The organism is Blautia sp. AF19-10LB, assembly GCF_003461245.1.
GTDB classification, from domain to species: Bacteria; Bacillota; Clostridia; order Lachnospirales; family Lachnospiraceae; genus Blautia_A; species Blautia_A intestinihominis.
On the sequence record NZ_QTWS01000041.1, the window covers coordinates 12,549 to 25,593 of the forward strand.

Below are 13,045 nucleotides of genomic sequence, written 5' to 3' on the forward strand. Positions count from 1 at the left end.
CCGGGGCATCCCGGCCACCGCAGAAAAAAACAGGGACCCACACAGCCGGTCATCCTTCTTCCTGCACCTGAAAAAGTCCTGGAAGACAGTGATTTCAAAAAGACCGGAAGAACAATCATAAAACAGATGGCAGGATTCCAGGTGTACCTAAATATAAGGGAATATCATGCAGATGTTTACTATAACACGAAGACAGGCGAACGGGTGCACGCTGCATTTCCAGCCGGAGTTGTAGATGAAGTGAATTATGATGGGAGTATCCGGGCATTCCTGTTCCTTTTGAACAATGACTGCTGTGTTTCCATTGACAAGAGCAGGAGGTTCCTGTCAGACCTGACAGGCGGGAAACTGAATATCTCCAAGGGGATGGTAAGTAAGCTCAGCAGGGAGTTTGCTTTAAAAACTGTGCCTGAACGCAGGACTGCCTGTGCAGATATGCTGCTTTCCCCCGTCATGCCCTTGAACAGTAACCGCCAGTTAGCAAGTAGTATCTATTTTCTTTTCCAGTTTGCAAAAATATCCGAGGATTCTTTCAGGAACTCATAGGAAATCTGTATTTCATCCTCTGTTGCTGTTTTATCATCATCCAGGATCGGATATGGATTGCATCCTCCTGCTGTTTCTCCGACCTGATCCATCGCAAAAGAATTACCGCAGTTCTGGCAGACCAGTTTGTCTCCTTCCTGCTTGTAGTAGCCATTGCCCGAATCATAACAAATCTGGCAGGTATTGAATGCAGTACGAACGATTTCTTCTGCATCTTTTACCGCGATCACTTCCATCTCTGTTCCGTCCACTTCGATTGGATAAAATGCTGCATCTTCAGATAAGTCATCTGTTTTAATGGTCAGACTGTCGCCTTTTTCTATTTTGGTTGTTTCTTTTTTATCTTCTTTATCGTCGGTTGCTTTTGATGCTTTTTTCTCTGTTGTCTTTGTTATGCTGGAAGCTGCTGCCATTACATTTTCTACCTTTCCATACGCTGTCGCTGTTGTCATTAACATGGCTGCCATTGCTGCTGTTATCATAAATCTTTTCATTGTTTCTTCCTCAACTTTCTACATAAATCTTTCCTGTGATCATCCCCATCCAGCAAGTGTAAGTGTAAGTACCTGCTTTTTTCGGTGTGAATTCGATTACATTTTCGCCCTCATCAAAAGCATATTCTATTCCCAGATCCTGCTGGATGATTTTATAATTGCATCCGTTGACACTTCCATCCGGGGCCTCGACCGTCCACTTTACAGGCTCGCCTGCCTTGACCGTAATGTCCGGATAGCTCCTGCCAGACTGTAAGGTACTGGTGATGTACTGTGTCTCATCTGTATTTTTCTTATCAACGTCTGTATTTTCTGCCATAAGTGTGCCTGTAACTTTACTGTTCAGACCTGATAATGTACCGCCCTGCACCATCATAGAGAGGCCCATGACCACTACCAGAATTGCGCCGGCTTTCAGAACCTGCCTTGTGAATCGTTTTCCAAGCATGGATACTGCGGAACCGAATCCAAGCATCAGTGGAACAGTTCCCAGGCTGAAACAGAGCATGGACAAAGCTCCCGCCAGCGGATTTCCAGATACCAGGGCAACAACCTGCATGGACTGCAGCGGCCCGCACGGCATGAGACCATTACAGAGCCCGATGAAAAATGGAGTTCTGGGTTTTCTGCCTGATTTTTGTTTTGTTTTTTTATTGAAGTTCGGAATGTGTACCGCCAGCCTTCTAAGTCCCGGAAAAATCCCAAGCATATTTACACCCATGACTACCATGATAATCCCTGCGAATAATTTAAGTATTCCCTGAAAAAGTGTAGATGTCTGTAAACTACTGCCGATTCCTGCCAAAGCTCCGACTGCTCCAAGCACGCCGCCGATCACTGTATAGGAAACCACACGTCCGATGTTATATTCCAGAGTATTACGGAACATGACCTTTGAGATTTCTGTCGACGTATCTTTCTGTAGTGTCTGCGACAAGTTGATTCCGCCGCACATAGCAATACAATGAACGGAAGTGATCAGTCCGATCACAAACAACATCCCATACCCCATCTCGCTGTCCGCCAGAGAATTCGGCACAAGCCGGTTCAGAATCCCGCATCTCTGCAGCAGGAAAAACAGCACCACAATGATCATGATTTCCCGCACAGCCTTCAGAATGACTTTCTTTTTGGAAGTATTCTGTGCCGATGCCTCGTAGCCTAAGTCACCTATCATTGTTATGATCTGATCCAGTGAGACCATCTCCGGGTCATAGGAAAATTCTGCCGTACCGGTTTCATAACTGACAGAAACTTCTGTGATTCCACTTCGATTATTTAATGCTGATGCTATTCTGGTTTGACAGTTAATACAGGTCATGCCACTGATGTATAGTTTCTCGTGTTTCATAATTTGTTTCCTTTCTGCTGCTGCATTACTGTCATCTTTATTTGCAATAACGCCTCAATTTGAATAAACTTCTCTTAATTTTGGTGCAAAAACAATATGATACTTACAATTCCATTTTGTATGTGATAAACTATTACTATTCATATGGATACCTCCTCTGTTAAATAATGCGGTTGCGAACCTATCATTATTATAATACTGTAAGCTGAAGCAACTTCAACCACCAGCACAGCAAGTGGTTTATTTGTTTTTCAAAGTTTCGTTTTTCGGATCACGAAAAACTCCACAATGCAAAACCGGGCTTTGCCCTAACAAACAAAAGACTGTCACAATAGATCTTAGTTCTACTGTAACAGTCTTATTTAACATACTTTTATGATATGTTTATTGTAATAATTATTCACTTCGCTGTCAATGCTTTTGAAAAGCATTTCACAGAATCTTCATTTTTCCCGTATACATTTCCCATACAAATGGCCTATTCCCACGAAAGTATAAATCAAACCATCCTTTTTTCGTATCTCAGATGACTCTTTTCTCTCTAACTTTCAATTAGACCATCCTTTTCAAGCTAATTTTATGGCTCAAATTTCAATTACTATATATTAAGTCATCTAATTAACTGAATTGCAGATGACCAAATTCAAACTTACTATCTCACAGGTCATTTTGAGTCCTATTTTGAGATGACTTCACCTGTACTTATTTCTTAGAAGGTCATTTTGAAATCATTTTGGGGATAGTCTGATCACTACTTTCTATCTGGCAGACCATTCCTCTGTCTTCTTTATTCTGTTTTTATTGCCCAGCGCATCTTTGTGGAGCGGGCGCGGCCATTCTGGGCGCATTCCTGGGCGGATGGACGGATGACGTCTTTGGCGTAGTCGGAATAGATTCCTGCTTTGTATCCGGCTTTGAGGGCTTTTTTGACCAGTTTGTCCTCGCCGGAGTGGAAAGTCAGGATTGCCACGCGTCCGCCTGGTTTGAGGGCATCTGGAAGTTTTTCCATGAATTCGTAGAGAACTTCAAATTCACGATTCACATCGATCCGCAATGCCTGAAAAACTCGCTGGCAGGTCTTCCGGATGGTATCTTTCTTTTCTTTTTCCGGAAGGAAATCCAAAGTCTTCTCTATGATCTCGCGTAATTTCGTCGTAGTATCCACACGTTTTCCCTTGCGGATCTCATCGGTGATGGCTTTTGCGATTTCTTCGCAGTACGGCTCGTCGGAATTCTCATACAGCATTCCAGCAAGCTCGTCACGACTGATCTTGTCCAGCCGCTCGGCTGCGCTGATTCCTTTTTCCTGATTCAGTCGAAGATCCAACGGTCCGTCTGCACGGAAGGAAAAGCCGCGCTTCGGGTTGTCGATCTGCATGGAAGATACACCAAGGTCAGCAAGAATGAAGTCAAACCCTCCTGCTTCCTTTGCAATCTCATCAATCGTGCAGAAATTCTGAAGCTTCACTGTCAGGATATCCTCACCGAAGCCCTGGTCAGCAAGACGTTTGCGGGTTTTTGCTGATTCTTCCGGATCTACGTCCGTCGCGTACATATGTCCTTCTCCATGCAGGCACTCCATCATTGCTTTGGTATGACCGCCATATCCAAGTGTCGCATCAAACCCGGTCTCACCTGGCTGGATCTTAAGAAAATCAAGGATTTCGTTTACCATGATCGAAATGTGCATTCCCGCAGGTGTGTTTCCTTTGCTGATGACATGCTCGATCGTGTCTTTGTATTTCTCTGGATTCAGTTCTTTATACTTCTCCTCGAATTTGCGTGGATATTTTCCTTTGTATCGTACTCTTCGTTTGTGTGGTGTCTGTGTTTCCTGTCCCATATCGTTCTCCCTGTCTTTGTATTTTTATTGAAGATTACATTTTTTCTTTTATAAATTTTGTTACTGTTCACTCCGTTCACAGCAACTTGGACAAAATACATTCCAACTCACCTTCGATGGCAGCGTTTTGCCCCGTATGTCCCGGGATTTTGTCATCTTCATGACAAACACCTCAGGGAATATTACCTGTCTACAGTTATAAACTTTTCTACTATATCAAGTGCTGTCTCACTCATAAAGCCGCCCCATCCATGTCCGGCATTCTTAAATTTGACAAATTCCACTTCCTTATCCATTCGTTTCAATGCCTCATATAAAATGCAGGACTGATTAAACGGAACCAGCGGGTCGCTGCCGCCATGCATAATAAGGATTGGCGGTGTCTTACGATTGCGGCGCAGATGTACCACGGGATTTGCCGGGTAAGCATCCTCTGGATGATCGTGAAGTGCTTTTCCACCGATCAATACTCCTGACGGACTGTCTGCGGAATCATGATCGATCGCAGACGGATACTGTGACGCTGCCACAAGATCGGTCGGTCCGAACCAGTCTATGATACAATCTACTTCGGTTGTTGTCTGCGGATATTTTTCCGGAAGATATTCTGCATCTCCGGTAATTCCTGCCATCAGGGCAGTATGCGCTCCGCTGGAATCACCCCAGAGTGCCACCTTACTCGCATCAATCCCATAATGAACTCCATTCATCCGCAGGAAACGAATGGCTGCTTTGGTGTCTATTACCTGAGCCGGAAACGGTGCAAGCTCACTTTCTCTGTGCTCCACGATCGCCACGGCATATCCTCTTTCACACATCCGCACCAGTGTCGGAAGGCTCTGAAACAATTTCTGCTTATGCCAGGAAGATCCCTGCACATATACGATCAGCGGCCACTTCAGATCCTGTCCGTAGACCAGCGGTGTCATGATCTGAAGGTGAAGTTTCTTTCCGCTGTGCTCTGCATATTCTACATCCGGATAAAGTTCTGTGCAGTATCCGAAGGTGTCCTTTACTTCTATTTCTTTCACTCCCTCCGGAAGTTCCTCACTTTCCGGGAATCGCATTTTTTCCATCGGGGACAGTATTTTTTTCACGTTTTTCCTCCCGTATGTCTATTCTTATTTATACATTATTTCATATTTCTGATTTTAGATTATCATACCATGTCGTCCTGCTCATCACAACTATAAATCTACTGACCAGCAGTGTCCCCCAATGACCTCAAAATAATCAACGTCAAATTATGCCACCAAATTTTCAGGTCAAAAGTGCCCCGTAGAAGAGCAAGTATAGAGCAGGTCCACAAATTCATGGGCTGCTAATGACTCTGAGAACAACAATTGCAAAGAAAGTCCACAAAAACTAAGTAAAGCAGATGGTCTGAATAGAAGCAAGTACTCTAGAAGTCAATAAATCTACCGAAAATGGATGGTCTAAGCAAATACAAGTACTAACATGATCCCTCATCCGAAGCTCCACAAACTGTCCCCTTATTTTTTCTTTAAATTGCCTCTTTATTCATGTACAGTTCTGTTGTAAAGTATACCCAATCAAAAAGCATAGGAAAAAGGAAGGTTAAGTAAGTTTCCGTTACTGAGAAAAACTATACAGTAACACTTCAAGTACTCTTACCTTCCGGGAAAGGAACAATTATCATGGCAAACACAAATGTACAGACAGCAGCAAACGACAGGGAGTTTACTTCTTCCGTTCAGTTTCTTACTGTAACAGCAATCTTTGTAGCACTTACTTACATCTTTACAGCATTCATCAACGTTCGTCTTCCGATCGCAGCAAACGGAGGACTCATCCATCTCGGCAACGTTCCGCTGTTCATCGGCGCGATCATCTTTGGCAAGAAGACCGGTGCGATCGCTGGCGGTGTTGGAATGGGACTGTTTGACTTGCTTTCCGGATGGACTTTATGGGCCCCATTTACTTTCGTAATCGTTGCTCTGATGGGATTCACTGTAGGAAAACTTACTGAAGACGAAAAACACCAGAACTTCAAATGGTATGTGATTGCAATCGCAGCAGCCTGTGTGATCAAAGTTGTAGGATACTACATCGCAGAAGTTGTTATTTACGGAAACCCGTTCTCACCTGTTACTTCTATTCCTGGAAACCTGGTACAGATCGGTGTTGCAGCAGTCATCACACTTATCGTGATTGCACCACTGAATGTTGCCGCTAAAAAAACAGGTTTAAAAAAATAATAAAAAGAAAAAGGACTTGATCTTATGTATAAAATTATGACACCGGGTCCGACGCAGGTTGCCGAAAACGTGCGTCTCGCCCGCAGCAGAGAATGTACAAACCCTGATCTCGATGAGAGCTTTGTAGAATTTTACAAAGAAACCTGTGAAGAGATCAGCCGCCTTCTCCACACCGACAACGAAACTCTTATCCTCGGCGGAGAGGGAATCCTCGGTCTGGAGGCTGCCTGTGCTTCCATGACGGAACCTGGCGACCGTGTCCTCGTACTGGATAACGGTATCTATGGCAGGGGATTTGCTGATTTCGTTTCCATGTACGGCGGATGTCCGGAACTCTATTCCAGAGATTACCGCGAAACTCTCGATGTGCAGGAACTTGAAGCTTTCCTCAAAGAACATCACGATTACAAATATGCAACCGTTGTCCACGGCGACACACCAAGTGGTATGCTGAATGATGTTTCCGCAATCTGTCCGCTTCTCAAGAAATATGGCATCATGACTGTTGTCGATTCCGTATCTGCATCCTTCGGTGAGCCGATGCGCATCTCCGACTGGCAGATTGACATCATGTGCGGCGGTTCCCAGAAGGTCGTCTCCGCACCTCCAGGACTTACTTTCGTAGTCATCAGTGACGATGCAAAGAAAGCCATGACAGAGCGCAAGACACCGATTGCGTCTTTCTATGCAAACCTGACCACTTTTGCACATTATTATGAAGAAAAGTGGTTCCCGTACACCATGCCGATCAGTGATATCTACGGACTTCGCGCAGCGATCGACAATATCGCCGCTGACCCGGATATCCTCGCACGACACGAAAAGATCGCCGAGGCTTCCCGCAAGGCGATCACCGGAGCTGGACTTTCCCTTTATCTTAAGAGTGGATTTTCCAGTACAGTGACTGTATTTGAAGTACCGGAAGGAACTACTGCAGCCGCCATTCTCGATGGTGTCAAAAAAGATTACAATATCATGCTTGCAGGTTCTTTTGATGTACTTGCAGGCAAAGTCATCCGCATTGGACATATGGGAAATAATGCTGATTTTTACAATGTTCGTGAGGTTTTTGCCGCATTGGACGGAACTCTTGCCAAACTCGGTGTTCCGCTTAAAGCAAGCATGGAGGAAATTTTCTGCGACAGCATGAAATAAAGAGCATCCGAAACACGGATATTGATAGAAACAATATGAAATTAGAAATTCTGTTTTACAAAATGTTCTGTAAAGAACTGAAAGAAAAGAGGCACTTTTACTATGAATAACAACCTGAAAAAATTAATCCTCGCTGCTTTATTTGCAGCACTTTCCTGTGTGGCAACCATGTCCATCCGTATCCCAACTCCGGGAACAGGCGGATACATCCATCCGGGTGATGCCATCGTCATCCTTTCCGGTGTGATCCTTGGACCTGTATGGGGATTTTTTGCAGGCGGCATTGGTTCTGCACTTTCTGACCTGATCGGCGGATATTTCGTTTATGTACCGATCACTTTCGTGATCAAAGGACTGGTTGCACTGGTTGCCGGACATCTGTATCAGAAAATCGGCAAAACTCAGAAGAGCCGTTACGTTGCAGTCGTTCTCGGCGGTGTTGCAGACATCATCCTTGTTGCAGGTGGATATTTCGTATGTGAATACTTCATCTACGGTGCAGGTGCTGCTGCCAGCATCCCGGCAAACATCATCCAGGGTATCGGCGGACTTGTTATTTCCTGCATCCTCTATCCGATCCTGATCTCCATCCCGAATGTACGTCAGATGACTGTTGCGACACGGTAAAAATGCAAATTTCGGCATCGAAAAAGCATTATTTGTATGAATCGATGCTGACAATCCAATTAAATGGCTGTATTGTGCATCGGGAAATCGAGGTTAACGTATAATCGATGCCAGTCATTTAATATAGCATATGCAACAGGCATCGAGGAACAGATTTCTCATCTGTCTCGATGCCTGTTAACAATTAACTTAAACTTTATCTACTATTTTGTGGATTTTAGTTCCATGCTTTGATGCCCTTGGCATCTTCATGGAATTGAAATCCTTTTTATATTGCGATCAGATAAAGTACTCGATGACTTCCTCCGGTACGGTTCTGGTCTTTTCGTTATAGATGAGGACTGCTTCCCGCTCTTCCAATGGACCGAGGGAATAGATTTCTTTATTTTCCTGGTTAAAGTATTTGAATGGAACAATACGGTTGTAAGCTCTTGGATGATCTTTGTCGATCAGGATGTCTTTCTGCTCATAGGATTCATCCCAGTAATACGGATCAAAAAGAAGGATATTTCCATTCTCCACTCCGGTCATCAGGACATAGTGCTCTTCGTCCAGATACAGACGGACAACTGCCACGCCGCCGTGGTTCAGTGCATGATTGATGCGGCTCTCCTCACTTATGTACACGCTTCGTCCAGACAGGTATTCACTGCTCACGGACATGATTCCAAGCTCTCCGTACTCATTTAGCCAGTTGCTCAGGAACATCATCGCGGCTCTGGATGTTCCCCTTTTCCCCGGGATACCTTCCTTGCTGTGGCAGTCCAGGCAGTAGAGCATGGTATTTCGGATCGCCTCCGGCGGGATTTCCTCCCGTTCAAATAAATAAGCGATCGCATTCATCATGGATGTCGGCCCGCAATCGTATTCAGATAACTGGTAATGTAATGGATTTTTCATAATAAAATCCCTCTCTTCGGTAAAGTTTCAATGCAACCAGTTTATACCAAACCGCTGCTTTTGTAAACCGATGAGAGTGATGATTGTGTTGCTGTTCACTTTATTCACAGCAACTTGGTCAAAATGCATTCCAAATCACCTTCGGTGATAGCATTTTGCCCCGTATATCCCGCGACCATGATCTTCTGCATGACGTATTTCTTAACTTCTTCATCGATTGCAATGGCAGACCAGCTCTGTCCGTCAATGCCGATTCCTGCGATATCATCCGGTGAAACACCGCTGGAACTGATCACTGTCCAGATAGCCTTGCACACAGCCTCCCACCATTCATCCGGATTCTGTTCTGCCCAGCCCGGGTGTGGGTAGTACACCGGATAACCTTCTGAAACTGCCGCTTCTACTTTGCCGTCTTTTCCAAATAACGCAACTTTACATGCACTTGTTCCTATATCAATCCCCAATAAATACTGTTTCGTCATGAGCTTTTTCTCCTTCTCTGGTCATAGATCCTTTTTTCTGTTTCTTTACGGAATATACGTTAAAAACTGGATCTTGCGGAAAGATGAATCACTCAGGAAACATTCGTGTGCGTGCTCCTGTTCATAGAGGATCTTGCCAGGAAGGGCATTGCGTTCTTCATCGGCGGCAATCTGCTTCTGTACCACATCTTCTCTGGCGGCATCAGGGTTATAATTGACCAGACTCAGGAGAAAAACGCGCCGGTCGCTCTCGGTCCGCTGGGAGATCTGGAATTCCTCTGCCAGCTCTGTGAGGCTTATTTCCTGTTCTGTTTTGCTCAATTTCCGGATCATGGAAACAATTCTTTTGTTCATACGATGTTCTTCCTGTGATTTTTTTATTTACATGGTTTTCTTTCTATGGAGCAGTTATTTACAGTTTTCTATGTATGCCAGGATCTGCTCCGGATCGTCCATGAATGCACAAAGTTCCATATTGGAAGCATCCATAAATTTCTCGTCTGCGGTATGCTGAAGAAGTGCCTTCATTCCATCGTAATAGCCATTGATATTGTAAAGGACGATCGGACGGTCCAGCCTGTGCAGACTTTTGAGTGTCAGGATCTCAAAAAACTCTTCATAAGTTCCGATCCCGCCTGGTGTTACGATCGTTGCGTCTGAACGTTCCTCAAGGAGTTTCTTGCGCTCGCGCATGGTTTCTGTAAAAATAAATTCGCTGCAGTTCTCATAGAGAACTCCCGGCTTGTCAAAGAAACGTGGAGCAATGCCGAGAATATAACCGTCTTCGGAATCAACGCCTCTGGCTGCTGCTCCCATCATTCCGGTCGCTCCGCCGCCAAACACAAGGCCATGCCCCCGCTTTGCCATCATTTTGCCAAGTTCTTCTGTTTTTTCATAATAGATCTGCTCCAGTTCTGCGCTGGAGGCTCCATAGATGCATATGTTCATAATTTACTCCAATCCCGCGAAAAATAACTCGTAAAAATCATCTTCACCTTCCAGCATCGGAGAATTTTCCCCGCCGCCATTGGTGCTTCTGCGCATGGTGGCATAAAATTCTTCTCCGGCGGTGATGAGGTCCATGTCATAGATCTCGTAGCCCAGTTCACGGCATTTCTGGCAGAATGCGCTGAGCGGCTGTGCATCCTTACGTGTTTCCAGAAGCTCTGCCCGAAGGTTTTCGTCGCGGCGGGCTTTGCTTTTTAGTTCGTCTAGCATTTCTGTAATTTCCATGATGTTTCCTCCTTTGATCAATGGATGTGCCACAGCACTTCCTTTATATGCAATACAAATGCAAAATGCAGACATACACCAGCGTATATGTCTGCACTACTTTTCTGATTCTGTGGTGTTGTCTGAATATAAGATACCACATCTTCCTTATGTAATTCAATAACTTTCAGAACAACACACATCCCGTATAAGTAATCGTTCTTGTTCCATAGTAATATTTCAGATCATTATCCCGGCATACCTGCGTCACAAACAATCCGTAAGCTTCCATGGAAGAAATCGTTTTTTCCGGGAAACGACAAGGTTCCGGATATGCACATTTGGGGCAGATCCTGCAGCCTCCTGCTCCCAGCATCAGCATGTCAGGAAATACTTTCATCATCTGCTCCCGCAGAACTTTCAGATATTCTGTATGTAGCTGCTCTGTCTCTCTGTATATTCTGGTATCAATATCCCGCCGCAGCACACCTGTCGTCTGCACCAGAATACCTCTTTTATAAGCACGCATCCTGCTTTCGCATTCATCCAAAGTTCCACAGGCAGGCGGACAGGTCCAGTTGTGATTGTACGCATGACACTTATCTTCTGCACATGTCTCACGCACCAATGGCATTACCTTCAAAGTCTCCGGATTCAATACACCAGCTTCTGAAAATCCGATTTCTTTTGCTGTCCTTATCCATTTTTCTGTAATTTCGTCATCTGTCATCATCTGTTCTCACACCTCCGAAAATGCCATCTGCTTCGCAAAAGTTCTCTGGAATTGTGGCCGACTTGCCAGATCCAGCGGTTCAATTTTTTGCACCAGTTCGCCGGTCAGTGCAAACAACTTCTGATCCATGGTAATCTGACGGCATCCCATTCCGGCAGCATTACCACCAGCGATCACTTTAGAAAGCAGCGGCTCTGGTATCAGGCCGATTCTTGCTGCACTTTTTGCATTCATATAGGTGCCAAATGCGCCACACAGGATCACCCGGTCAACCTGCTCGTAAGTAATCTCAAGTTCTTCCATCATCAGTTCAATCCCCGCTGCAATGGCTCCTTTCGCCATCTGCACTTCCCTGATATCCTCTTGTGTCAGAGAAATCTGGTCTGTAACTGCATAGATCCGATTCTTCTCATCCCCATAATATGCTTTTTGAATCCTTCCCCTGCGGTTAAGGATTCCAAGATCCAGCATCACAGCAATCGCGTCGATCAGACCTGAACCACAAAGTCCCTGAACTTCCACATCCGGTACAGAAGATCCTTTTTTCAAAGTTTCTCTCCAGCCTATCACGGAACTGCATACCGTATCATCTTCCATCCAGATATGATCAACTGCGCCGGGACCGCCTCTCATACCACAACTGATTCGTCCTCCCTCGAGAGCAGGACCTGCTGCGGTAGAACAGGCTACCATTCGATCTTTATTTCCCAGAACCATTTCTCCGTTGGTTCCAATATCGATCATCAGTGTGATCTTATCCTCTTTATACATTCCCGTGGACAATACACAGCCCATGGTATCTGCGCCGATAAAGCCCGCTATATCCGGAATCGTCAGTAACACCCCGCCTGTCATATCCATAAAATAGTCAGAAAGCTTTTCTCTGACCGAATTTTTGATTGCCGGTGCAAACGGAGGATGTGTCAGATTTTCCGGATCGATCTTCAGAAAGATCTGCTGCATGGCCGGATTGCCGACAATCGCCATCGTTCCGATTTTCTCCGGTGCTTTCTTGTATTTTCCACAGAGAGTATGAACAAGATCTTCAATTCCTCGTCGGATCTTCTGGCACTGTACATCCAGCTCTCCATTTTCTGCCGCCTGGATTCTGGATATTACATCAGCTCCATAAGGATACTGAGGATTCAGCATGCTCTCCGAACCAAGGATCCTGCCGCTTTTTCCATCCAGCAAATATGCTACAACTGTGGTTGTACCAATATCCACACTGATATGACAGTCACCCTCTTTCACCGGAAATACTGCAAATCCTGACTCCATTCCATTTACAAGGATCCCAGTACTCTTTGGTGCTTCCGGCAGAATAACGGTCACATCCTCTTCCACCTGATACTGGCATGCCAGTACTTCCTGTTTTCCCACCCTGACTTTACATTTTCCACAAAGTCCATGACCGCCACATGGGTAGAGTAGGCGGATGAAAATTTCATCCGCCCCTCATCAAACCGTGCATGAGGTTCTC

Annotated in this window: 14 protein-coding genes and 2 pseudogenes; 4 read left to right on the forward strand and 12 right to left on the reverse strand. The window is 45.0% G+C overall.

Going from position 1 to position 13,045, the window contains the following annotated elements:
* Positions 1 to 456 (forward strand): annotated as a pseudogene (locus tag DWX28_RS20070) (IS66 family transposase); the annotation flags it as partial.
* Between the two features lie 35 nt (positions 457 to 491).
* Here DWX28_RS20070 and DWX28_RS16675 read toward each other — a convergent pair.
* The 5 genes and pseudogenes from DWX28_RS16675 to DWX28_RS16695 all read right to left on the reverse strand — a co-directional run bounded on the left by DWX28_RS16675 (position 492) and on the right by DWX28_RS16695 (position 5,331).
* Positions 492 to 1,040 (reverse strand): DUF2318 domain-containing protein, encoded by a 549-nt coding sequence (locus DWX28_RS16675; protein ID WP_118254045.1) that lies wholly within the window; start codon positions 1,038 to 1,040, stop codon positions 492 to 494.
* Positions 1,041 to 1,050: 10 nt separating this feature from the next.
* On the reverse strand, positions 1,051 to 2,391 hold the full coding sequence (locus DWX28_RS16680) for an urease accessory protein UreH domain-containing protein (RefSeq protein WP_022213715.1): 1,341 nt from the start codon (positions 2,389 to 2,391) through the stop codon (positions 1,051 to 1,053).
* Positions 2,392 to 2,463: 72 nt separating this feature from the next.
* Positions 2,464 to 2,535 (reverse strand): annotated as a pseudogene (locus DWX28_RS16685) (IS200/IS605 family transposase); the annotation flags it as partial.
* 643 nt (positions 2,536 to 3,178) lie between these two features.
* On the reverse strand, positions 3,179 to 4,234 hold the full coding sequence (gene rsmH, locus DWX28_RS16690; protein WP_118254048.1) for a 16S rRNA (cytosine(1402)-N(4))-methyltransferase RsmH: 1,056 nt from the start codon (positions 4,232 to 4,234) through the stop codon (positions 3,179 to 3,181).
* 182 nt (positions 4,235 to 4,416) lie between these two features.
* Positions 4,417 to 5,331 carry an alpha/beta hydrolase gene (locus tag DWX28_RS16695; RefSeq protein ID WP_243002465.1) on the reverse strand — a complete coding sequence of 305 codons (915 nt, stop codon included), beginning with the start codon at positions 5,329 to 5,331 and terminating at the stop codon, positions 4,417 to 4,419.
* 561 nt (positions 5,332 to 5,892) lie between these two features.
* Between DWX28_RS16695 and DWX28_RS16700 the strand changes: the two genes are divergently transcribed.
* The 3 genes from DWX28_RS16700 (at position 5,893) to DWX28_RS16710 (ending at position 8,235) form a co-directional block, all read left to right on the forward strand.
* Entirely contained in the window at positions 5,893 to 6,453 is a 561-nt protein-coding gene (locus DWX28_RS16700) for an ECF transporter S component (RefSeq protein WP_118254050.1), read from the forward strand.
* Positions 6,454 to 6,477: 24 nt separating this feature from the next.
* Positions 6,478 to 7,608 (forward strand): pyridoxal-phosphate-dependent aminotransferase family protein, encoded by a 1,131-nt coding sequence (locus DWX28_RS16705; RefSeq protein ID WP_118254052.1) that lies wholly within the window; start codon positions 6,478 to 6,480, stop codon positions 7,606 to 7,608.
* 102 nt (positions 7,609 to 7,710) lie between these two features.
* A complete protein-coding gene (locus tag DWX28_RS16710) occupies positions 7,711 to 8,235 on the forward strand; it encodes an ECF transporter S component (protein ID WP_022213342.1) in 525 nt (174 codons plus the stop codon).
* Positions 8,236 to 8,514: 279 nt separating this feature from the next.
* Here the strand turns inward: DWX28_RS16710 and DWX28_RS16715 are convergent, their stop codons facing one another.
* The 7 genes from DWX28_RS16715 to DWX28_RS16745 all read right to left on the reverse strand — a co-directional run bounded on the left by DWX28_RS16715 (position 8,515) and on the right by DWX28_RS16745 (position 12,945).
* Entirely contained in the window at positions 8,515 to 9,135 is a 621-nt protein-coding gene (locus tag DWX28_RS16715) for a hypothetical protein (RefSeq protein ID WP_022213341.1), read from the reverse strand.
* Between the two features lie 104 nt (positions 9,136 to 9,239).
* On the reverse strand, positions 9,240 to 9,617 hold the full coding sequence (locus DWX28_RS16720; RefSeq protein WP_118254055.1) for an FGGY family carbohydrate kinase: 378 nt from the start codon (positions 9,615 to 9,617) through the stop codon (positions 9,240 to 9,242).
* Positions 9,618 to 9,662: 45 nt separating this feature from the next.
* Positions 9,663 to 9,971, reverse strand: a complete 309-nt coding sequence (locus DWX28_RS16725; protein ID WP_022213339.1) for a hypothetical protein — start codon at positions 9,969 to 9,971, stop codon at positions 9,663 to 9,665.
* A 54-nt stretch (positions 9,972 to 10,025) separates the two neighbouring features.
* Positions 10,026 to 10,565, reverse strand: a complete 540-nt coding sequence (locus DWX28_RS16730) for a TIGR00730 family Rossman fold protein (RefSeq protein ID WP_118254057.1) — start codon at positions 10,563 to 10,565, stop codon at positions 10,026 to 10,028.
* Between the two features lie 3 nt (positions 10,566 to 10,568).
* Positions 10,569 to 10,850, reverse strand: coding sequence for a hypothetical protein (locus DWX28_RS16735; RefSeq protein ID WP_022213337.1), 282 nt, complete (start codon positions 10,848 to 10,850; stop codon positions 10,569 to 10,571).
* Between the two features lie 166 nt (positions 10,851 to 11,016).
* The gene (locus tag DWX28_RS16740) at positions 11,017 to 11,562 is read right to left on the reverse strand and encodes a DUF2284 domain-containing protein (RefSeq protein WP_022213336.1); all 546 of its coding nucleotides are present in this window, start codon (positions 11,560 to 11,562) and stop codon (positions 11,017 to 11,019) included.
* A gap of 6 nt (positions 11,563 to 11,568) precedes the next feature.
* Complete coding sequence (locus tag DWX28_RS16745; RefSeq protein ID WP_118254060.1) at positions 11,569 to 12,945, reverse strand: ASKHA domain-containing protein; 1,377 nt, start codon at positions 12,943 to 12,945, stop codon at positions 11,569 to 11,571.
* Positions 12,946 to 13,045 lie beyond the last annotated feature (100 nt).

Excerpts from the sequence above, each read along its gene's own strand:
- DWX28_RS16675 (WP_118254045.1), bottom strand. The coding sequence starts at position 1,040 with ATGAAAAGATTTATGATAACAGCAGCAATGGCAGCCATGTTAATGACA.
- DWX28_RS16680 (WP_022213715.1), bottom strand. The coding sequence starts at position 2,391 with ATGAAACACGAGAAACTATACATCAGTGGCATGACCTGTATTAACTGT.
- rsmH (WP_118254048.1), bottom strand. The coding sequence starts at position 4,234 with ATGGGACAGGAAACACAGACACCACACAAACGAAGAGTACGATACAAA.
- DWX28_RS16700 (WP_118254050.1), top strand. The coding sequence starts at position 5,893 with ATGGCAAACACAAATGTACAGACAGCAGCAAACGACAGGGAGTTTACT.
- DWX28_RS16705 (WP_118254052.1), top strand. The coding sequence starts at position 6,478 with ATGTATAAAATTATGACACCGGGTCCGACGCAGGTTGCCGAAAACGTG.
- DWX28_RS16710 (WP_022213342.1), top strand. The coding sequence starts at position 7,711 with ATGAATAACAACCTGAAAAAATTAATCCTCGCTGCTTTATTTGCAGCA.
- DWX28_RS16715 (WP_022213341.1), bottom strand. The coding sequence starts at position 9,135 with ATGAAAAATCCATTACATTACCAGTTATCTGAATACGATTGCGGGCCG.
- DWX28_RS16720 (WP_118254055.1), bottom strand. The coding sequence starts at position 9,617 with ATGACGAAACAGTATTTATTGGGGATTGATATAGGAACAAGTGCATGT.
- DWX28_RS16725 (WP_022213339.1), bottom strand. The coding sequence starts at position 9,971 with ATGAACAAAAGAATTGTTTCCATGATCCGGAAATTGAGCAAAACAGAA.
- DWX28_RS16730 (WP_118254057.1), bottom strand. The coding sequence starts at position 10,565 with ATGAACATATGCATCTATGGAGCCTCCAGCGCAGAACTGGAGCAGATC.
- DWX28_RS16735 (WP_022213337.1), bottom strand. The coding sequence starts at position 10,850 with ATGGAAATTACAGAAATGCTAGACGAACTAAAAAGCAAAGCCCGCCGC.
- DWX28_RS16740 (WP_022213336.1), bottom strand. The coding sequence starts at position 11,562 with ATGATGACAGATGACGAAATTACAGAAAAATGGATAAGGACAGCAAAA.